Genomic DNA, 22,651 nt, shown 5'->3' on the forward strand with positions numbered 1-22,651 from the left:
ATTTTCTCATTGTCATTTTTTTTAATTGATTCTTGTGTATCTGCTTGTATATTGTCTGTTACCTGCAGCGAATGTTACTTCATAAATGATTTCGAAAGTATTTGCATCAATAAAGTAACCATCTGTACCATCATCAGTCAAGCCATATACTTCATTACCGTATGAGCCTTGAGCTAAATTCTGATGAGGAACAGTGATATCACCACAGATATCGATAAAGTTATAACCTTGATCAGGAACAGGTAATGAACCAGGTAAATAAGTAGCTGTAGTAGTTGTTTTGAAAGTGTTCACATCAACCATGTAAATAGGTTCCGGAGCCGGGAAGTTTCTAACAAAACCATCATTACGAGTACATCTTGTCATATAATTTTCTCCGTCCTGATCAGCTATCTGTGACTGACAACCAACAAAAACAATTCTCAATCTGTGATACTGGCTACCAACAACAGCACCGTCAGCTGAAACAAGGTTCAAAATCAATTCTGTTGGTGTATCAGGATTTAACTGTCCTGTGTTTACCAACAATGGGAAATTACCAAACGTAGCATTAGGCTGAATTGTAACAATACCAGACTGGTCAACAAAATCAAATTCAACTCCTTCAGTAGCTGTAGAAGCAGGATCGATTTCATAATGTACATTAATTGGAGTTGCCGAATTTTGTCCATTACCTGTTCCGATCATAGTTACCGGGAAAGTTCTTTCCACAGCACCCAAATCTTCGAAATAAGCAACAGACTCGAAAGAACTAGCAAAACCTACAACTTTGGGACCATTTGAAAAGTCCTGCTCAGTTCTGATATCATCATCAGTACAAGCAACTGTAGCAGCTGCTAAGATTAATAAAGACATTAACTTTTTCATAACTTATAATTTTTATGTTATTTATTGTGCGAACCAGAATGGTCCAGAAGTATAACAGTCTGTAACTGTTTGCGCAGGCACATTGGCTGTATTATTTGAAATTTCAGAAACCGGATACATCAATCTGCGCGGTTTGTGGTTTCCGTCAGGGGTTACCCCAGGAATTGGCATATCGATGTTTGCATCGATTAGAGGCATTCCGTTTTTACGAGCTCTTGTGTACTCGATAAAAATTTCAGCTCCGTTGATACCATTCAAAGCGATACTTTTCTGATAGAATATTGCCTCCAATTGTTGTTCAGGAGTAGCTCCAAGAGCGCCATATCCTTTACCCACAATAAGGTTAACTGAATCAATATAATTCTGAATATCCCCAACTGGAGCTCCTAATTGAAACATCGATGCTACGATTGCATTATCAAACAATGTTTGAGGATCTCCTACAGCTAAATAACCTTTGTGAACTGCTTCAGCTTGTAACAACAAACTTTCTGCCAATAACATCATGTAACCGTCTTGCTCAGAACTGATAACCAAACCTGTTCCTAAAGAAGAAATGTTATCTGGAGCAGTATCGTTATCAGCGCCTTGTTCAACACCAACCACTTCTCCACCGATTAGAGAAAATAATCTTCCTCTTCTAGGATCTACCGGGCTAACATTTAACTGATTTGCAATATATGCAGAAGCTCTTCTGAAACGGAAAGCAGTTCTTTCAGCTCTGGTTGGATCATTTACTTCTTTTAAGTCATACATTAAAGTATAAAAAGGATTTTGTCTGCTGTCACTTCCGTTAGAATAACCAGGGTTGATAGTAACGTCCTGATCAACAAAAGCAGCACCAGCTAATTCAGCGAACTCACCAGCAAGATATGTTTGAGTATCAGCATCTGTTAATTCTGATTGTCTCAACAAAATTCTAAGTTTCAATGTGTTGGCAAATTTTTTCCATGCTAACATATTTCCACCTAAAATAACGTCTTCAGCTCCAACCGCTTTAGTAGTAGAAGTCGGGTGATCAATCATATTAACAGCGTTCTCTAACTGAACTACTAAATCTCTATAGATTTCTTTATCATCATCATAAGCTGGTGATAAATTAGCTAAACCTAAATGCGCTTGGCTGTAAGGAACATCTCCGTATAAATCAACCATGTACTGCATGTAGAATGCTTTACAAATCATAGCGATTGCTTTATGATTCTCATAGTTCGCAGCAGGGTGGTTGATAATTCTCGAAAATTCACCAGTACCTCTGTAAACACCATCCCAGATATCATCATAGAAGTTGTTACTTAAAGTGATACCGAATTCTTCAGCATAACCTCCTGTAAAAGAGTTTACGTTAGCTCCCCAGTTATTCATGAATACGTTACCATATTCATTCATACGCTGTGTCAAAGTTCTGTAAGAATCTGATTGAGCCGCAGCAAGTGATAAGTTAGGGGTAACCAAGTTAGCATCAGGATTATCAGATGAATTATTCACATCTAGATAATCACTACATGAAAATAGCATGAAACCTGCTATTAACGGTAATATAAATTTAATTCTCTTCATTTCTTTTCAATTAAAAAGTTAGATTAACATTGAAACCGAAAGTTCTAGTAGTAGGATATTGTCCTGTAGCAGCTAAACCTTGATCGTTTCCAGATGATCTTGATTGCTCTGGATCATGGTAATTTCTGTTTTCTTTCGGTAAAACCATGAATGGGTTTCTTGCATTAACTCCAAAACGTAAAGAAGTTAAACCAGCTCTATCAATCATTTTTGAAGGTAAAGAGTAGCTTAATGATAACTCTCTAACTTTAAATGCAGTAGCATCTAACACCATATTTTCTTGAACAGCTCTATACTCGTTAGAGAAATAGTTCAAGTAAGAAGTGTATGTATTACCTCCGGTTACAACAGTTGTATTAGCCTCATAAACACCATCTCCATCAGTATCAACAGAAGAGTTAGGGAAAATGAATCCTGAACGACCATTCTCAGCAGATTCTACTAAATGACCTGACCAAGATAACCAGTCTTTGTTTCCAGCCCAGAATTGGTGACCAGTTCTGTAATCCATTACAGCAGCTAAACGAATTCCTTTGAATTCAACCGCAGTATTATAGTTGATGATATAATCAGGAGTAGCTTTACCTAATTTCACGTACTCAGTTGTACGAACTGGGTTACCTGAACTAGGATCGATAATTACTCTACCTTGATCATCTCTTTGGTATGCAATACCTTTAATTAATGGGAATTCTTCACCTTCTTCTGCAAAGATACCTACACCAGTTCCAGAGAAGTTAACCAACGCAACAGATTTAGCATCCGGTGCTGCTTTATCTACGACAGATTTAGAGTGAGAATAACCTACTCTATTCTCCCAGATAAGGTCTTTTGTTTTAACAGGAATGAAACCTAACTCTAATTCATAACCTTTAGTTGTCATTTCCCCTACGTTACCTTTAACATTAGTAAAACCTGTAGCACGAGAAACACTTCTGTTTGTAATCAAGTCAGTAGTATTAGTTTGGTAGTAAGCTCCATCAAAGGTTAATCTATCATCAAAGAAACCTAAAGTCAAACCTCCTTCTAAAGTCTCCATAAACTCAGGCTTAATTTTCAAATCAGCTGGAGCTCTGTCGTATGTGAATGAGTTCAAGCTTCCGAACGGATAACCTACCGCATATGGTGAAGCTGCGTCAGAAACATAAAGATCATTAACCTCATTAACAAGAATATTAGAAGAGTTACCTACTTTCACCCATGAACCGTACAATTTAGCATAATTCAACACTTTGTTGTTTTTCAAACCATCGAATGCTTTTGTAGGAATGAACGATACCCCAACTGAAGGATAGAAATAATTATCTGTTTCAGTTCCGTGTAAAGCCGAGTTCCAGTCATTTCTTCCAGTTAAGTTTAAGTTCAGGAATTCTCTGTAACTTAAATCGACGTTTCCAAAGAAACCGAATCTTCTTTGTCTGTTATATCCGTTTTCTCTTCTAACCTCACCTGTAACGTTTGAAATGTTATACAAACCAGGAATAGTTAAGTTATCACCACCTACACTAGTATACTGATTGTAAGTATCTTGTAAGTTGTTACCAAGGTTAGCTTTTAAATTAAGATCTTTAGTCAAATCATAATCAAAGTTAATCAAGAAGTCATGGTAGTATTTTCTTGAGTTTCTATTTTCTGAATCAAAAGAAGAAGTTACGTTGTGATCTCCACCACCAACTTGAATCAAGTCTACCCACGCATTAGTATGGCTTCTTGCATTCTGTTGCGTAACCTGGATACTTGGAGTAAATGTAAAGCTAATGTTTTTATTCAACTCGTAGTTCAATGTAGCGATACCACTGATATAGTCAAATCTGTTATCATTACGTACATTATCTCTTAACCAGTAAGGGTTGTTGTAGTAAGAAGTCCAGTGACCATCCTGACCTGAGTTCGCAAAACGCTCAACAGGAATATTGGTAGCCGTTTGTAATAAGTCCGTAAACAAATTAGGGGACGTTTGAGAAGTTTTAGAAGTAATATAGTTTACGTTCCCTTCAACTGTCCATTTTCCTAATCTCTTACCTCCTTTAAAAATGAAAGAGTTTCTGTTTAACTCATCACCATCAACAACGAATTCAGTATTCTGTCTGTTAGCAGAAAGTGCAACATATCCATTGTCAAGATCTCCACCACTGATTGCAAAACCTGTTTGAAGAATTGTTCCAGTTCCGAAGAATTTTTTAATATTGTCTTTGATTGGGCTATATGGCGACATGATATAAGAACCATCTGCTTGAGCCAAACCTACCGGTCTAACTACACCATCCATTTCAGCACCCCAACCACCATTTTCGTAAGAAACGTGTTCTCCATTCCAACCTTGTCCGTAACGCTCCTGTCTTTGAGGAATGAAATACACCTCTTCAAAGTCAATAGCCGAGTTAACAGCAACGCTCAACTTACCGCTTTTCGCTCCTCTTTTAGTAGTAACAACGATTACACCATTCACACCCATGTCTCCGTAAAGAGCAGCACCTTGAGCACCTTTCAAAATGTTAGTAGACTCAATCATCTCTGGAGCCATAGCCTGTAGGATACTAGCCGTAGAAACAACATTATCAATAACAACTAAAGCCTGGTTGTTACCAGAAATTGAACGGTTACCACGTAATACGATACGTGTTGTAGCATTTACACCATTATTTGTAGTGTTAATTTGCAAACCTGTTACTTTACCTGCTAATGACTGAACAACGTTCGGGTTAGCAGCCTGCGTTAATTCTTTTGCTTTTACCACTTGGTTAGAAGACGTGATCTGATCTTGTCTTTTCTTAATACCAACAGCGGTAACAACAACATTCTCCAATGTTGTAGACTCTGCAGCCATACCAACATCCATTTTGTTTGACGCTCCAACAGTTTGGCTTGAATCTTTCATTCCAATAAATGAAAACACCAAAACCTCACCTGTTTTTGCCTTGATGGTATAATTACCATCCATGTCAGTTTGTGTTCCACGTGTTGTTCCTTTAACAACAACGCTTACACCTGGTAACGGTAAACCACCCTCGGTTACTGTACCAGTAATAGTTTTCTCCTGTGCGAAGGAAAACTGCATTGAAAACGCCAGCAATAGCGCAAAAATCCATTTAAACTTCGATCTCATACTAAATTTATTTGAGTTAGTTATTTCGCAAACTTCTTAATAATTTCTTAAATAACCAAATATTACTACAGAATTATACTATTTAACCAGTGTTAAATAATTTACTAAATAAAAATGAAATAAACAACAAACTCTTCATTAAAAGACAAACATCTTAATAATCAGACTCTATTTTTATATTTTTGCAAAAAACCAAGAAGATGTTACTCAATAATTTTTCAGATTTTATTTTGGAAGCAGGAACTGACGAGGCAGGAAGAGGCTGCTTGGCGGGACCGGTTACCGCAGCTGCGGTTATTCTTCCGCAAGAATTTACATCGGAACTGCTTAACGATTCCAAACAACTTTCTGAAAAAGCAAGGGAAAAACTCAAACCCATCATTGAAAACGAAGCAATTGCTTTCCATGTTGTTCATCTCGAGCCAAAAATTATCGATAAAATCAACATCCTAAACGCTTCCATAAAAGCGATGCAGGAATGCATCATTAATTTAAACACAACTCCTGAATATATAATTGTTGACGGCAACCGTTTCAAACAAGTCAACGACATCCCCCACAGCTGTATTGTTAAAGGAGACAGTAAATATTTAAGTATTGCTGCCGCGTCAGTTTTAGCAAAGACTTACCGGGACGAATACATGGACAGAATCCACGAAGAATTTCCGATGTACAATTGGAAAAAAAATAAAGGCTACCCAACTGCAGAGCACAGGGAAGCCATCCTTAAATACGGTGTAACCAAATACCACCGAATATCATTTCGTTTATTGCCGGAACAACTGAAACTAGAATTTTAAAAAGTGAGAGACTCGAGACAAGAGACAAGAAACAAGAGACAAGAGACAAGAAAAAATTCTACCTATATATATAATCAAAAATCAGCCGTTGTTTTTTTTAGGTCACAACTAAATCATTTCCGCTTCAAACAGGATTGCAAAATGATTCACTATTTTTCGCTTCACCTCGTTTTCGTCAACCGACCTTCCAAGTTCCACATGCATTGAAGTTACCGCCTTACCTTTTATACCGCAAGGAATAATATTGTCGAAATAGCCCAGATCAGCATTTACATTCAGTGCAAAACCATGCATAGTCACCCAACGAGAAGCACGAACACCCATCGCACAAATTTTTCTGGCAAACGGTGTCCCAACTCCCAACCAAACTCCGGTTTCTCCTTCGCTTCTTTCCGACTGCAGACCATATTCAGCCAATGTCTGAATTATCGCCTCTTCCAACAAACGAAGGTATTTATGGATATCGGTAAAGAAATTCTCCAAATCCAAAATTGGATATCCTACAATTTGTCCGGGACCATGATAGGTAATATCACCACCTCTATTAATTTTATAAAAAGTCGCCCCCTTTTCTTCAAGTTGTTTTTCATTCAGAAGTAAATTCGAAAAATCTCCGCTTTTACCTAATGTATACACATGGGGATGCGCCACATATAAAAAATGATTCGGGGTTACCAGCTCAGACTCTTCTCTTTTGTTTTTTATTTTAATATCCAGAATTTCCTGAAACAAAGTTTCCTGAAAATCCCAAGTCTCCTTATAATCTTTAAAGCCTAAATCTTCAACCCGTACTTTCTTATTCTTAACCATAACTATTCTAATTCCACTTCAAAATCCAAATTCTTACTTTCCATGTATTCTTTCATCGGATAAGTGATCAATACCTTTTTCCCATCTTCACTGATTTTAGCATTGGGTATCGAAACTTTTTTTACCTTTTTTGGAAAGCCCACTTCCACAATATAATCTGACTCCTGATAAATCATTTCCATCGATTGCGCCATCTGACTTGACATTGCATCCGCCTCTTCCTTACCCATACCTTCCTTCTCAAGGCCTTTTGCATAATCCTTCTTGATTTCTTCTTTGGATTTTACCGTAACTTTTTTGCTAAACTTTTTTCCATCAAATCTATAATGCGTAACCCCATCGTTTTTTGGCGTCATACCTTGTACTTGTTTATTTCCAATCGAATTAACATCAGACATGGCATTGACCGGAGAAATCATTTCCTGAAACTCGGTTATGTTTTTAAAATCGGCATACATATCAAAAAAACAGGTTCCGTCTTTTTCATTCATCACCATGTGACAGGTAAACTTTTCCATCTTTTTTATCTTCTCCTGCTGTTCTTTCGACAATTTGGCAATACTGTCTTTTTTTGCTTCATAGACGGAAGCCATTGTAAAAGTCGTATCAATATCTTTGGACTTTCCTTTCGTAACCGAACCCATACCCCCCATTTCATTTCCAAGCACGGACATTACTTTGGACATATCAAATCGGTAATTTATTTTTCCAGAGTTATTTGCATTAAAATTGACACTTTCCATGACTACACAACTGGTAAGTGAAAACGCAAAAACCAAAAGCAGCAACAGCGTCCCTTTTTTCATTTTTCAAATTTCACCAAAAGTACAAAATAGTTTCCTAAATAACCCTGTCCCGATAGCTATCGGGAAACAAAAAAGCCCAAGTCATTCGCTTCTTAAAAGCAAACAGTCACGGTTACAGCCATAGTTGCAGCCGCAGTATTCAGGAAACAACACCTCTAAATCCGCTTCGCCATTAAAACTTTACAAATCAACCATTTAGTAACTTTGTAACTTTGCAACTTAAATAGTATCTTTGCACCCTTAAAATAAAGAAGAATTATGCAACTTTCAGAACAAGAAATCATCAGAAGAGAGAAATTGGGCAAGTTGAGAGAACTTGGCATCAATCCGTATCCAGCAAATTTGTTTCCCGTAAACCATACATCGAAGCAGATAAAGGACGCTTTTGAAGAGGGCAAGAAGGTTGTTGTAGCCGGACGTTTAATGAGTGTTCGCGACCAGGGGAAAGCCTCGTTTGCAGAACTTCAGGACAGCGAAGGCCGAATTCAGGCCTATTTTAACCGCGATGTGATTTGCGAAGGCGATGACAAAACGCTTTACAATACTGTCTTTAAAAAACTGACCGATTTAGGTGACTTTATCGGAATTGAAGGTGAATTATTCACCACACAAGTAGGAGCAAAATGTATCCGCGTTTCTAATTTCACCTTCTTAAGCAAAACACTGCGTCCGTTGCCTTTACCGAAAATGGACGAAGAAGGGAATGTATTCGACGCATTTACCGATCCGGAATTACGTTACCGCATGCGTTATGTGGATTTAGTGGTTAACCCACAGGTAAAAGAAGTATTCATGAAGCGAACAAAACTGTTCACAGCAATGCGTACATTCTTCAACGGAGCCGGTTATATGGAAGTGGAAACTCCAGTATTACAATCGATTCCAGGCGGAGCATCAGCAAGACCATTTATCACACACCATAATTCATTGGATATTCCATTGTATATGAGAATTGCCAACGAATTATACTTAAAGAGATTAATCGTGGGTGGTTTTGAAGGCGTGTATGAGTTTTCGAAAAACTTCCGTAACGAAGGAATGGACAGGACTCACAATCCGGAATTTACCGCGATGGAAATCTATGTAGCTTACAAAGACTACAACTGGATGATGGAATTCACCGAAAACCTTTTGGAATACTGTGCATTACATGTGAACGGAACAACTGAAGCTACTTTTGGCGAACACAAAGTAAGTTTCAAAGCGCCTTACGCGAGAGTTACCATGACTGATGCCATCAAACAATTTACAGGGTTTGACATTTCCGGAAAATCGGAAGCGGAATTATTTGATGCTGCCAAAGGAATGGGAATCGAAGTGGATGAAACCATGGGTAAAGGGAAACTGATTGATGAGATTTTCGGAGCTAAATGTGAAGGGAATTTTATTCAGCCGACTTTCATCACGGATTATCCGAAAGAAATGTCGCCATTATGTAAATCACACCGTGACAATCCGGAATTAACAGAGCGTTTCGAATTGATGGTATGCGGAAAAGAAATCGCAAATGCATATTCAGAATTAAACGACCCGATTGACCAAAGAGAACGTTTCGAAGCCCAATTGGCGTTATCTGAAAGAGGTGATGACGAGGCCGGGCAATTTATTGACGAAGATTTCTTAAGAGCCCTTGAGTACGGAATGCCACCTACATCAGGTTTAGGAATCGGGATGGACCGTTTGATCATGTTCCTGACCAACAACGCTTCAATACAGGAAGTATTGTTCTTCCCGCAAATGCGTCCGGAGAAAAAAGTAATCCAGATTGAGTTGGAAGCTGAAGAAAAACTGATTGTGGAATTGCTTCAAACGCACCAAAACACCATGGAATTGTCCGAACTAAGGATTAAAGCATCACTTAGCAGTAAGAAATGGGATAAAGCCATGAAAACGTTAGCACAACACGGATTAACTTCCGTAAGTGTAAATGGAGACAGCAAAATTGTTGTCTTAAAAGAATAACAGTATTTACAACATGAATATATAAGGAGCTCATTTTGAGCTCCTTTTTTATTTTCCGGTTAAACCTTTTACACTTTAAATTGTCCAACAACTGTAACACTAAAAAACTTAAGAGATGAAAAACGTATTTATTGCAGTTGTCCTGATGGTTTCATTGGCAACTTTTGCACAAGACAGAAAAATGCACCGGGAAGAATTCACAGCAGAACAAAAAGCAGAATTACAAGTTAAAAAAATGACACTGGAGCTAGATCTGAATGATAAGCAACAAAAAGACATGAAAAAGCTTTTAACCGAACAAAACAAAAAACGTGATGAAGCAAGAGCCAAACATAAGGAAATGAAAGAATCCGGCAAAAAGCCAACCAACGACGAACTATTTGCCATGAAAAGCAAAATGCTGGATGAAAAAATAGCTTTCAAATCGGAAATGAAAAAAATACTTTCTGAAAAACAGATGGAAAAATGGGAAGAATTAAAAGAAGACAGGTTGGAACAAATGCAGGAAAGAAAACAGGCGAGATATCACAAAAATCATTAAACAGATAATTATTTCACTTAAATTTTGGATTTCATACATTTTTATTTAGTTTTGGGAAATATAACTATTAACCTCAATAAAAATTATGAAAAAATTAATTACCCTTTTCGTTTTGTTTTTGGCTTTTTCAATAAATGCTTCTGCTCAAGACAAACCTGTTGGACCCGAAGTCAGAGCCAAGAAAGATCTTGAGCAATTGATGCAAGTCGTTCAGCCTGATAACAACATGCAAGTGGCTTTATTCAATTTGTTCATAAAAAAATACCAGGAATTAGACGCTCCTAACATGACACCGGCAAGAAGACTTGAAATCACCTCAATGATGGATGCTAAATTAAGAGCTTCTTTAACTAACGACCAAATAATTGCTTTAGAAAAAAGCAACGATCTTTATTCACATTTGATTGCAAAAGTTCCTGCCGAAACAACAACCGCTAAGAAGAAAAAATAATTCTTGAACAAAAACATAAAAAAACCACCATTAAAATGGTGGCTTTTTTTTATAATTCTTTTGCGACTTTATTTACCGCATTGATGGTAAAATCCAAATCTTCATAGGTTAGTGCATCAGTAATAAACCATGTTTCGTAGGCAGAAGGCGCTATATAAATTCCTTCACTTAACAATCCGTGGAAAAACTTTTTAAATGTTTCATTATCACCTTTCCCTGCTGTTTGAAAATCACAAACCGGATCTGCATCAAAGTGTACCGAAATCATTGAGCCGACACGATTTATCGTAAACACAATATTATTATCCGTTAAAACTTTAGCGATTCCTCTTTCCAAATAAGCCGTTTTTTCCTCTAAACGCTGAAACAATGCTGCATCAGAATTAATTTCCTGAAGCATTGCTAAACCGGCCGCCATTGCCAATGGATTTCCGGACAATGTCCCTGCCTGATAAACCGGTCCTACAGGTGCCAAATAATCCATAATTTCATTACGGGCCGCAAACGCACCTACAGGCAAACCGCCACCTATTACTTTTCCGAAGCAAACAATATCAGCCGCTATCCCAAACAGTTCCTGTGCTCCACCTTTAGCCAGGCGAAATCCAGTCATGACTTCATCAAAAATAAGCAACGTACCATTTTCACTGCAAAGCTGGCGTAAACCTTCTAAAAATCCGTTTTTCGGCGGAATACACCCCATATTACCGGCAACCGGTTCAATTATAATCGCCGCAATTTCATTTTTATTAGCTTCAAACAATTGCTTTACATTCTCAAGATCATTATAACGAGCCAAAAGCGTATCTTTAGCTGTTCCGGCTGTTACTCCTGGACTGTTAGGCGAACCAAAAGTTATGGCTCCGCTTCCAGCCTGTATCAAAAACGAATCGGAGTGACCGTGGTAGCATCCGGAAAACTTAACAATCTTATCTCTTTTAGTAAATCCACGAGCCAATCGAATAGCACTCATACAAGCTTCGGTACCAGAATTCACAAAACGTATTTTATCAATATTCGGAACCATCGAAACTGCAAGCGTTGCAATTTCAGTTTCCAAAGCGGTTGGCATCCCAAACGATGTTCCTTTTTTTGCTTTTTCAATAACGGCACTTACAACCGGCTCAAAAGCATGCCCTAAAAGCATTGGCCCCCATGAATTAATATAATCAATCAAGCGGTTTCCGTCTTCATCATACAAATAAGCGCCTTTGGCTTCTTTTACAAAAATCGGCGTCCCTCCTACAGCTTTAAAAGCCCTTACAGGAGAATTAACACCGCCAGGAATTACTCTTGCAGCTTCAACAAATAACTGACTGCTTCTCTGATATAACATTATGATTTTATTTTAAGTATTTGACCTATGGATAACGCATTATCCGAAAGCTTATTCATATTCATTAGCTCATCAACGGTAATATTAAATTTCTTCGAAATCGAATATAACGTATCTCCTTGCGAAACTCTATATGATTTATCATCCAATTTTATTTCCGGTGTTCTTGCAACCGGTGTATATCCTGAACCCAGAACTTCTTCATCGACTTTATACAGTTCGTAACGTTCAATCAAACCTATGAGCTTTTCAGGATATTTTACATCTGTAGCATAACCTGCAGCCCGCAATCCTTTTGCCCATTCCACATAATCACCTTTATCGAGTCTGAACAAATTAGCGTAACGGCTTCGGGTAGTCAGAAACAAAGAATGATCACGATAAGATTCAGCCGACTGATCGTATTTACGAAAACATTCCTGCGCTGCATCATCATCATGATGAACACTTTCACCAGTCCATCCTGTATGACATTTGATTCCGAAATGATTATTCGCTTTACGAGCCAAAACACCTGTTCCCGCACCGGATTCCAAAACACCCTGCGCTAATGTAATACTCGCAGGTATTCCATGTTTGCGCATGTTCTCTTTTGCTATTTCTTTATATTGTTCAATATACTCCCTTACCAATTCCGGTGTTACTGAAATTTTGGAAGTTGCTTCCAGTACTTCAGATTTGTTTTCACCTTGAGTTGATTTACTACCCTGATTAACATTAACTGCCGGCTTCTTAACCGTTGCAGTTCTTGTTTTATTAGTGCGAGTCGTTGTAGTAGTCCGAACTTTAGAACTCGAACCACAACTATAAAACGCTACAAAAAGAAATAAAATAAAAATTCGTCTCAATATCATATATAGTTTAATAATGGCAAATGTTTCTTTTCCAAAAGGAGATTCATTCCTTCACATCCCTGTAAACCACCGGTATGTACAGCCAGTATTCGGGAACCTTCAGGAAAATAGCCCTTCTTTATTAAATCAAAAATCCCAAACATCATTTTTCCTGTATATATGGGATCCAAGGGAATTCCATACAATCTATAGAATTCATTTAAAAAATGGATTAATTCTTCAGACACCTTTCCGTATCCTCCAAAATGATACTCTGTGATTAATCCCCAGTTATTATTATTTTTTGCAAATTTACAAATATCATCGAATAAAAACGTTCCTTTTAATGAAGGGAATCCGAATGCTTTTTGATTTTCCCCCAAAGAATTGATTATTCCTGACAACGTCCCTCCCGTACCTACTGCGCAACAAACATGAGTAAATTGGGAATCTTCATCTGTCAAAATCTCTTCACAACCTTTTATTGCAAGATCATTGGTTCCTCCTTCCGGCAAAAGGTAAAAATCCCCATATTTCAACTTTAGCTTTTCAATAAATTCTAGCGTTTCTTTTTGACGAAAAACTTCCCGGGAAACGAAGACAAACTCCATACCATTTTGACCTGCAAACGACAATGTGGGATTTTCGGCTATTTTATCTGCCAGTTCTTCACCCCGAATAACTCCTATCGTATTAAAGCCATACTTCTTACCGGCAGCTGCAACCGCTGCGATATGATTGGAAAATGCCCCACCAAAAGTCAGAAGCGTTTTACATCCTTTCGATTTAGCCTCAATAAGATTATACTTTAGCTTACGGAATTTATTGCCTGAAATTTCAGGATCAAGCAAATCTTCACGCTTTAAAAAAAGTAAAACTCCTTTTGTGTCTAAAATAGTAATCTGTTGATTGTACGATTGCATTGCTCAAAGATACTATATTATAAACAAAAAAAGTGCAACCTTTTGAGTTGCACTTTTACTTCTTTCATTTGTGAAAGTATTAATTTTTCACCAACACTTTTACACCCATTTCTCTGTTATCATTAGTATTTAACCTAACAATATACACGCCATCACTTAAACTCGATGTTGGGAATGAGTATTCAGTATTTGTTCCTAATTTATTGTTTGCCAAAACTTGTTTACCTGCAATATCATAAATCGCACAAGATTTCAAATCGATCATTTGAGGATTTGCAACAGTCAGACTTTTAACACCATTGTTTTGGTAAACTGTCAAACTTCCTGCCAATGAATTTTCCTCTGCCGATAATGTATCGTCTCTGAAAGTAATTTCAAATCTGTCTTTCACTAAACCGGCTGGCAATGTAATTTCAAAGAAGTTATTTTTAATATCATGATAAATACCAGTTACTTTATCATGCAAATAGATTTTATCAGATTCTGTAAAATTAATTAAATTCCCTACAGTGACTTTGAATGTAGTCTGACTTTCTGCTTTAAAAACAAATGGAATTCTTTTTTCGATACCGAACGGCATTGTAGAAATCACATATTGATTAGTTCCGTCAAGAGGAAAATAAGTATCGTTAGGCAAATTGTATTCCGGCATTTTCGCATCCATACCTAAATCGAAACCATCAGTTGCCTGACTGTTAAACGCTAAAGCAACTTCTCTTGTATACTGATTGTTCAAAACAGTATGAATTTTGATTTGAGGTAATTCTCTATTAGAATATTGAGTATAATCAACTCCTGCCACGTTTTGTATTTCCGGCCATCTTTCATATTCTCCATTTCTTTCAAACTGGGAATTATTAGCTGCTCCTTCTTTCACAAAAACACGATAAGAATTTTTCATCTGAACAGTACCCGCTCCGGTTCCTTCAATTTTAAAACCTTGTCCGATTGGCGTGAACATTCTTTTATAAGTACTGCCAGTAGAAACACCACTTGTATTTAAAGTTCCGTCACCATTGTACGTATTCCATGTTGCAGAAGTATAGCTTCCCGGTCCAAAATCACCATTATTAGCCACATACGTTCCATATCCACCTTGATAAGCTATTAAATAATGAGAATTAACAGCGTCATTGTGTTCCCAAAAATAAGCCTCACCTCTCATCACTGCTAAATTGGCAGGATCTCTTAAAAACAAATTAAGATTGATTGCGGAAGGATACGGATTACCTGTTAAAGTCCTCATGCCGGCAGCTACAGTTATACCGATGTTACCATCATTAGGCTTTCCACGGAAATCATAACGCTGATTGGCCCCCGGATTGTTAGCACTTGTACCATCTGTACCTTTCATGGTAAACCCTTGACCTGCATCAATAGTATTTGCACTACCAACATAAACCCAATTAGAATAGGCATTGGAGGTTATAAACTTATATATCCACTGATTGGAAATTGTTAACGGAGTTGCTGATCCGTTATATCCTGAAGTTATTACGGGGCTTACCGAATTAATCAAAGTCGAAACATCTTTTAATTGAGCAATCCCGAAAGGATTGTTAACCGATGTTGCCGAAAGTACGTTTCCAACAGGTGAACACCAATAGTTATAATCAAAACCATCCGCCGTTCCCTCCTGATATACAGAAAGTTCTCCGACTCCTTTATTAGCACCAGAGCCAGTAGTCCCTTGCAGTAATTGCCCTTCATTTCTCAAAAACACATTACTTGTTGCTGAATTTAACTCAACATCACCTCTAACAAACAACTGTTCATTGTTTACAAACACATAGCTGTTAGGACTAACATACATTTGAGCAAAAAGCTCTGACTGATTGAACATTGCCACTGCAAGCAACAATGATCCTTTGAGTAATTTTGATTTCATAGACTTTTAGGTATTTGGGTACTTAATTAAACTATACAATTCACAAATATAACTTATTCTGACAAAACTTTCAGAAAAAAAACTTTAAATCGATAAAATATCTAAAAAAACGATAAAAAACACATAAAATAGGAAAAAACCTACCAAAACAAACGTTGATTCAATTGCGTAAACCAATAATTTACACATATATGATGCAAAGAGTTAATTTATTCAGGATTAAAATAATAAAAACCTTACAATTATTAAATATTTAATCATTTAAATCTTACAATTGAAGTTTTAAAAATATTATAATTTATTTTTTTTGTTATTATTTTTAATTTTTGAAAGAAATAGCAAAAAAAAATAGCTCCTATACACAGCACTAAATAACAAGCTAATAGCCGTTTTACGTTATTCCTGAATATTAAAAAATAACTAAATGAAATTTTTAACAAAATTAACGCAACCCTAAACAATATTTAACATATATACTTTAACACTATATTTACAATTATGTTATGATAACCCAAATGTTATGAAGAAAAATTACTACCAATCAAATTTTCTATCGAAAATCCAAAACTTTAAAAAATTCTTTAATAATCCATTAATACAAGTTTTTATTCTTGTTTTAGTGTTTTTATTTTCCAGCCAGCAATCTTTTGCCCAATCCCCTTCAACATTTACAACTTCAGGGACCTGGGTTTGCCCGAATGGCGTAACCTCCATTACTGTAGAAGCGTATGGAGCCGGAGGCGGTAGCGGTAGAGGCAGCGAAACTACCAACAGAAATGGTTCCGGAGGAGGCGGAGGCGGAGGTTTTGCCAAAGCCACAATCAACGTAACACCGGGAGTAACTTATTCAATTAACATAGGTACTGGAGGCGCTGCTGGCACAACCGTCCAAGATGGACAAAACGGAACTTCCACCACAGCTGTTTTTGATGGAGTAACCATAACCGCTACAGGTGGTTTGGGAGGCAAAAGCTTTGCCAACGGATCCAACGGAGGGAATGGTGGTTCGGGAAGCGTTTCAGGAGGCGGCTCAGGCATAACGACAAATAATGGCGGTACCGGCGGAACAGGTAACACAACTGGATCTGGCGGAGGCGGCGGTTGCGCCGGCTCTACTGGCAATGGTGGTAATGGTAGCATTACAGCCGGAGGAGCAAGTGGCGGCGGAAACGCTGGAGCAGGCGGAGCAGGTACAACCTCAACTAGTGGTGGAGGTACAGCCGGGGCAAATTACGGCGGTGGATCAGGAGGTTCAACTAGAGTGTTCAATGGAATCGCAGGTGCAAACGGATACATGGTTATAACTTTTGTCTGTCCTACACTAACCGTAAATGCAGGCATAGATCAAACACTGGCCGCATGTTCCACCACAGCAACTTTGGCAGGAAGCGCAGTTCCGTCAAACACTACAGGTTTATGGTCTGTTGTTTCAGGGACAGCAACAGTTACTACACCAAACTCACCAACTTCTGGTATTACAGGATTAACACCAGGTACATCAGTAACTTTACGTTGGACTATAGATAATGGACGTTGCGGAACAACATCTGATGATGTGGTAATCACCTCTCCAACTGGACCAGGCTGTCTTTCTTATTGTACGCCCACAGGAAATTTAAACTGTGCAGCGAATGACTATATCTCAAATGTCACCTTCAACACACTGAACAATTCAACAACCTGTGGATCTGGCGGTTATACGATTTACCCAGCGACTGGTGCACAAACAACATCAGTTTTAAAAGGATCATCATATAATTTAAATCTATCGGTTGGCGCAGGAACAGGAACACATGGTGCTGGAGTCTGGATAGATTTCAACCAAAATGGCGTATTCACCGATGCTGGAGAATTCTTCCTGATCGGTAACGCAATAACACCAAGTACTACAACAACGATATCAATACCTATTCCGGCAGGAGCTGGCACGGGCAACACGAGAATGAGAATACGTTATGCATATATTGTAACCGTAACGTCAGCTATGAGCTGCGCAATGGCAGGAACTTATGGAGAAACGGAAGACTATACCATAACCTTGGTTACACCTGCCCCTTGTACAACTCCCACAACACAACCAACTACATTAAACTTAACACCTACCGGGTCTACCGTTTCAGGATCATTCACTGCTTCAAGCCCGGCGGCTGACAATTACCTTGTTTTAATCTCTACATCTGCTACAGCACCTTCACCAGGTCCTGTAAATGGAACTTCATACACAATTGGCGGTACAATAAGTGGCGCAACAGTAGCAGACATTGATAACAACACATCATTCACTGCCACCGGTTTAACGCCATTTACAACATACTATGTATATGTATATTCATACAACTCTGCCTGTACAGGAGGACCTTTATATTTAGGAACATCTCCTTTAACAGGAACCATAACAACATTGGGAGCGGATTACTGCACCCCTACTACTACAAGTGGAGGGAGCAGTCTTTATATTTCCCAAATTAATATTATTGGTACATTAAGCGACCCAGGCATAAACAACTCTACCTACAACACTGTTGCTCCAATTGGCTTCCAAGATTTTACCATCCTTCCGAACAAAGCGATACAAGCTCAAGGAGAAGGAGTAAACATTGTAGCCACCAGTGACGGAACTGTTCTGGTACGTGGAACATGGAAGGCATGGGTAGACTGGAACAAAGACGGCGATTTTACAGATGCCGGAGAATTAGTATATAATATTCAAGGATTTGCGGGTAAAAACGTAACTTTTGGTTTTGCCATACCTGCCGCAACTCCACCTGGTGATTACAGAATCCGAATTAGAGTAAACAACGGACGAACATCCTTTTCTGAAAACTTCGGTTTTGATTTCAACCCATGTGAAAATTTCGGTACAATATCTGGAACTACAACTTACTACGGAGAAGTTGAGGATTATTTATTTACAGTAATTCCAAACTGTACTTCAAAAATAACCAGCATAAATAATGGAACAACTTGCGGAGACGGAACAACTACACTAACAGCATCTGGTGTTGGGGCAACTCAATACAGATGGTATGACAGTGAATTTGGTGGTTCTCTTTTAGCCACAACTGCAACAGGAAGTTGGACAACTCCTTCTATTTCTACAACAACATCGTATTGGGTAACTTCATACAATGGAAGTTGTGAATCAGTATCCAGAACCGAGGTAAAAGCGATTGTTAAAAAAGTTTCTACTTTGAGTTTTACAACTTTGAATCCTGAAATTTGCGGAGAAAACTCTATCATTTCACTAACCGCAAGCGGTACTACCGAAGAAGCTCATCTGATAAATGAAAATTTTGAAGTAGGAACATTGGGTGTGTTTAGCACTCTAAACAACGACACAAATTCAGGAACTATCGATGCCAATACTAAATGGCAAAACAGAACGAGTGTATATATTCCGAACACCAACGTATTCTTCCCTGCAATTTCATCAGGTTTTGGCCCTAACAAATTTGCCTTAGCGGTTTCGGATTCAAAAGCTCCAAATTATCCATCGGCTACAGTTGTTAACTATTTAGCACTAACTAATTCAGTTAACACAACTGGTTTTTTAAATTTAACATTGAAATTAAAAGTCTATTATTCAAGATATTATGATGACGGTGTTAACCCTGCTAATGAACAATTTACCATAGAAGTTTCTACTAATGGTGGTGCTACATATCCAACTGTATTACAAACATTTACATCCGATACCGGTATAGGTTCACGTTTCGTAACCTTATCCTACTCCTTGCCTGCAGCGCTTTTAAATCAAACAAATTTAAAGATCCGAATCAGACACCAATCTGAAGCTTCTGGAAGCGGTTGGTTACCTGACGGAGTGGCAGTTGATGATGTTGAACTATATGGAGACCGTGCAATAGTACCAAATTTCACTTGGACAAGTGCCTTACCTGTCGATGCATACACAAATGCTGCATGTACGATTCCATATGTTTCAGGAACACCTGCTTCAACGGTTTACATCAAACCAACTTTAGCACAATTGGAAGCAGTCAGCTATTCATTTACTGCTAATGCAAACTTGGCCAACGGATGTACCACAAGTGCGGTAATCAACGTAACCAACCAATCTAAAGTATGGAAAGGAACTATTTCAACTGATTGGAATGACCCTAACAACTGGTCTCCAGTAGGTGTTCCAACATCGGACAATTGCGTTATCATTCCTACTAATGCCATTATTTCAGGAAGTGGTTATAATGCGTACGGTAAAAACCTTACCATTAAAAACACAGGAAATCTTGAATTACAATCGGCCAACAACTTAACAATTACCGATTGGGTAAATAATGAAGGAGGTATCTTTAACATAAAAAACAGTGGTAGTTTGCTACAAATAAACAATGTTGCCAACTCTGGAAACATGAACATGGAAAGATTCACACAGCCAATGTATCTTTTAGATTACACATACTGGAATTCACCTGTTACAGCTGCCTCAAATTTCACTTTGGGCAATCTGACAACTGAGACAGGTTACATTTTCAACTACACCACAACCCAGGGAGGCGGAAACGGAATTTGGACCAACCAGAGTGCTTCAACTGTAATGAGCCCAACCAGAGGATACATCGCAAGAGCCCCTATTTCGTTCCCAACTAGCGGTCCGAAACAAATTCAAACAGTGAATTTCATAGGAACTCCAAATAACGGAGATATTAGCGTACCGATTTCCAAAGGAACTAATGCAAACCTCGGAAGCACAATTCCAAGTGGCGGTTCAACTGTCGTAACAGATGCCGATGACGAATGGAATTTAATCGGAAACCCATATCCTTCGGCAATTGACATTGTATCTTTCTTAACCAATCCGGTAAATACGCCTGTAGTTGACGGAACAGTTTACCTTTGGACGCACAACACACCTCCTACTGCGGCGGCTCCAGATCCGTTCTATGGCAACTATGTCTTGAATTATACCGTAAATGATTATGCGACTGTCAATTCTTTAGGCTCAACCAATACTGCTCCTAGTGGAGGATTAGCTCCAATAAGATATATTGCTGCAGGACAATCATTCTTTATCAGACCAGCTCTTGCAAGTGCAAACGGAAGTACAGCTAACGCTACTTTTAAAAACAATATGCGTGTTACCAACAATAATAATAATTTCTTCAGAACAACTCCTTCGGAGCAATCGACAACACCTAACGGATCGATTTCACAAAGATTTTGGTTAAACCTGTCAAATAACAATGGAGGATTCAGCCAAATATTAGTTGGTTATGCTGAAGGCGCAACACTTGGTTGGGACAGTGGTTTGGACGGTGAATCATTAGCCGGAAATTCCGTTAAGTTCTACTCATTAGCGGAAGACAAAAAATTAACGATTCAGGGACGTCCTTATCCGTTTGTTCAGGAAGATGTCGTGCCATTAGGTTTCAAAGCAACAGTTCAAGATAATTACACAATTGGTATTGACCACCTTGATCAGGAATTCAACAACCAAGACATCTATCTTGAAGACTTAACTTTAAATATAATTCACAATTTAAAGAACAGTCCATACAGTTTCACCTCTAATCAGGGAACTTTTGACAACCGATTTGTATTGCGATACACCGAAAACACATTGAGCAATGATGAAGTAAGTCTAATTGAAAATTCGCTATATGTGTACAACAATGGCAGAATCAATATCAAATCGACATTGGAAACAATTAAAGAAGTTACCGTTTTTGATGTGTTAGGCAGAACGTTGGGCAATTACAAAAAAGTAGACAGCAACGATTTTGAAATTAAAAACCTAACCCCTTCAACCAAAACATTAATTGTAAAAGTTGAATTGGCAAATGGTTCCATAGTTAGCAAGAAAATAGTTTTCTAAGGATCCTCCGAAAACAAAAAAAGGCTGTCTCAAAAAGACAGCCTTTTTTAATTAGCAACGATAGAATTTTTACACAAACATCTTATTTTTTTGAATTTATTTTGAAAGAGAAAACTTTGAAACGATAGCTAATTTAACTGCAAAAAACACATTCTTCACCAACCCAAGAGTCTTTTCTCAACAAATTCAACAGAATGTAACCAACCTTCAACCGACTCTGTTTCATCTTCAAAACATCAATCTCATTCAAATCCTATCTCTTTTTTGATGTGCAATCACTGACAATGCATCCAACAAGTATGTTTTCGAAACTTCACTTTTGCATTTAGTAAATAATAAATTTTGTCGCTATTGACCAATCAAGGATATTGCGTGGAAATATATCTTTTTTCAATCTTCTTCAAAATAATCACGCTTTGAACAAAAGGATATTTTTAAGGTTTTTAGGAGTCTATTATTGTCCAGGGAATAATGCCCTTTCTTAAGCAGCTTCTTTAGTAACGTTTTACTACGATTTCACAAAATCTTATATAAAAAGAAAATTTTGGGTCTGTTAAATTTAAATGGAGCGCATAATAAAGAACAAACTGTCCGTTGGCGCAGGTTTAAAAACCGAGAAATATTTTCAATCATCATTCAATCATACCATAATCTTTCCTCCGCAAAACTATCCTCGAATCATTTTTTTAAGCCTTTTCTATCATTCTTAAAAAAAAACAAATTATTCAATATTTTAACAAAATATCATAAATATAACATTTTTAAACAATTTAGTTAATTTAACAATTAGAGGCTGTTTTTGTAATTTTTTTTCGTCATTTTTACAATAAGTTAACATTTAATCGGACATTTTTATCGTTTTATCTATAATTATGTTATTTTATAAGGTTAACAATATTCATTCTTCCCTAACCAACAATGAAAAAAACATAAAA

General features: G+C 37.6%; 14 protein-coding genes. 5 read left to right on the top strand and 9 right to left on the bottom strand.

The genetic code is table 11. From position 1 onward, the window contains the following. Positions 1-21: 21 nt before the first annotated feature. The 3 genes from VLB74_RS09420 to VLB74_RS09430 are packed head-to-tail and all read right to left on the bottom strand — an operon-like array spanning position 22 to position 5,533. Positions 22-867, bottom strand: a complete 846-nt coding sequence (locus tag VLB74_RS09420) for a hypothetical protein (protein WP_325203203.1) — start codon at positions 865-867, stop codon at positions 22-24. Between the two features lie 21 nt (positions 868-888). Continuing rightward, positions 889-2,427 carry a SusD/RagB family nutrient-binding outer membrane lipoprotein gene (locus VLB74_RS09425; protein ID WP_325203204.1) on the bottom strand — a complete coding sequence of 513 codons (1,539 nt, stop codon included), beginning with the start codon at positions 2,425-2,427 and terminating at the stop codon, positions 889-891. Positions 2,428-2,437: 10 nt separating this feature from the next. Beyond that, positions 2,438-5,533 carry a SusC/RagA family TonB-linked outer membrane protein gene (locus VLB74_RS09430; protein WP_325203205.1) on the bottom strand — a complete coding sequence of 1,032 codons (3,096 nt, stop codon included), beginning with the start codon at positions 5,531-5,533 and terminating at the stop codon, positions 2,438-2,440. A 200-nt stretch (positions 5,534-5,733) separates the two neighbouring features. On the opposite strand from VLB74_RS09430, the gene VLB74_RS09435 reads away from it, so the two are divergent. Continuing rightward, positions 5,734-6,333 carry a ribonuclease HII gene (locus VLB74_RS09435; protein ID WP_325203206.1) on the top strand — a complete coding sequence of 200 codons (600 nt, stop codon included), beginning with the start codon at positions 5,734-5,736 and terminating at the stop codon, positions 6,331-6,333. 108 nt (positions 6,334-6,441) lie between these two features. Here VLB74_RS09435 and lipB read toward each other — a convergent pair whose 3' ends face one another. Together lipB and VLB74_RS09445 are read right to left on the bottom strand one after the other, a co-directional pair. Continuing rightward, on the bottom strand, positions 6,442-7,143 hold the full coding sequence (gene lipB / locus VLB74_RS09440; RefSeq protein WP_325203207.1) for a lipoyl(octanoyl) transferase LipB: 702 nt from the start codon (positions 7,141-7,143) through the stop codon (positions 6,442-6,444). Between the two features lie 2 nt (positions 7,144-7,145). Then, positions 7,146-7,949 (bottom strand): hypothetical protein, encoded by an 804-nt coding sequence (locus VLB74_RS09445; RefSeq protein ID WP_325203208.1) that lies wholly within the window; start codon positions 7,947-7,949, stop codon positions 7,146-7,148. Between the two features lie 258 nt (positions 7,950-8,207). Here VLB74_RS09445 and lysS point away from each other — a divergent pair, with 258 nt between their 5' ends. The 3 genes from lysS to VLB74_RS09460 all read left to right on the top strand — a co-directional run bounded on the left by lysS (position 8,208) and on the right by VLB74_RS09460 (position 10,903). Beyond that, positions 8,208-9,911 carry a lysine--tRNA ligase gene (gene lysS / locus VLB74_RS09450; RefSeq protein ID WP_325203209.1) on the top strand — a complete coding sequence of 568 codons (1,704 nt, stop codon included), beginning with the start codon at positions 8,208-8,210 and terminating at the stop codon, positions 9,909-9,911. Between the two features lie 115 nt (positions 9,912-10,026). Then, a complete protein-coding gene (locus VLB74_RS09455) occupies positions 10,027-10,452 on the top strand; it encodes a hypothetical protein (protein WP_325203210.1) in 426 nt (141 codons plus the stop codon). Between the two features lie 85 nt (positions 10,453-10,537). Continuing rightward, positions 10,538-10,903, top strand: a complete 366-nt coding sequence (locus tag VLB74_RS09460; protein WP_325203211.1) for a hypothetical protein — start codon at positions 10,538-10,540, stop codon at positions 10,901-10,903. 49 nt (positions 10,904-10,952) lie between these two features. On the opposite strand, the gene hemL is transcribed toward VLB74_RS09460, so the two are convergent. The 4 genes from hemL to VLB74_RS09480 form a co-directional block, all read right to left on the bottom strand. Beyond that, positions 10,953-12,239, bottom strand: coding sequence for a glutamate-1-semialdehyde 2,1-aminomutase (gene hemL, locus VLB74_RS09465; protein ID WP_325203212.1), 1,287 nt, complete (start codon positions 12,237-12,239; stop codon positions 10,953-10,955). Beyond that, positions 12,239-13,093, bottom strand: coding sequence for a glucosaminidase domain-containing protein (locus VLB74_RS09470; RefSeq protein WP_325203213.1), 855 nt, complete (start codon positions 13,091-13,093; stop codon positions 12,239-12,241). Before VLB74_RS09470 ends, hemL begins: the two co-directional genes overlap by 1 nt. Further along, positions 13,090-13,995, bottom strand: coding sequence for a 1-aminocyclopropane-1-carboxylate deaminase/D-cysteine desulfhydrase (locus tag VLB74_RS09475; protein ID WP_325203214.1), 906 nt, complete (start codon positions 13,993-13,995; stop codon positions 13,090-13,092). The genes VLB74_RS09470 and VLB74_RS09475 overlap by 4 nt, the downstream gene beginning before the upstream one ends. A gap of 79 nt (positions 13,996-14,074) precedes the next feature. After that, positions 14,075-15,883 (bottom strand): T9SS type A sorting domain-containing protein, encoded by a 1,809-nt coding sequence (locus VLB74_RS09480; RefSeq protein ID WP_325203215.1) that lies wholly within the window; start codon positions 15,881-15,883, stop codon positions 14,075-14,077. A 520-nt stretch (positions 15,884-16,403) separates the two neighbouring features. Between VLB74_RS09480 and VLB74_RS09485 the strand changes: the two genes are divergently transcribed. After that, a complete protein-coding gene (locus VLB74_RS09485; RefSeq protein ID WP_325203216.1) occupies positions 16,404-21,716 on the top strand; it encodes a GEVED domain-containing protein in 5,313 nt (1,770 codons plus the stop codon). The last annotated feature ends 935 nt before the right edge of the window (positions 21,717-22,651 follow it).

It is taken from the genome of Flavobacterium sp. (genome assembly GCF_035456225.1).
Lineage (GTDB): Bacteria > Bacteroidota > Bacteroidia > Flavobacteriales > Flavobacteriaceae > Flavobacterium.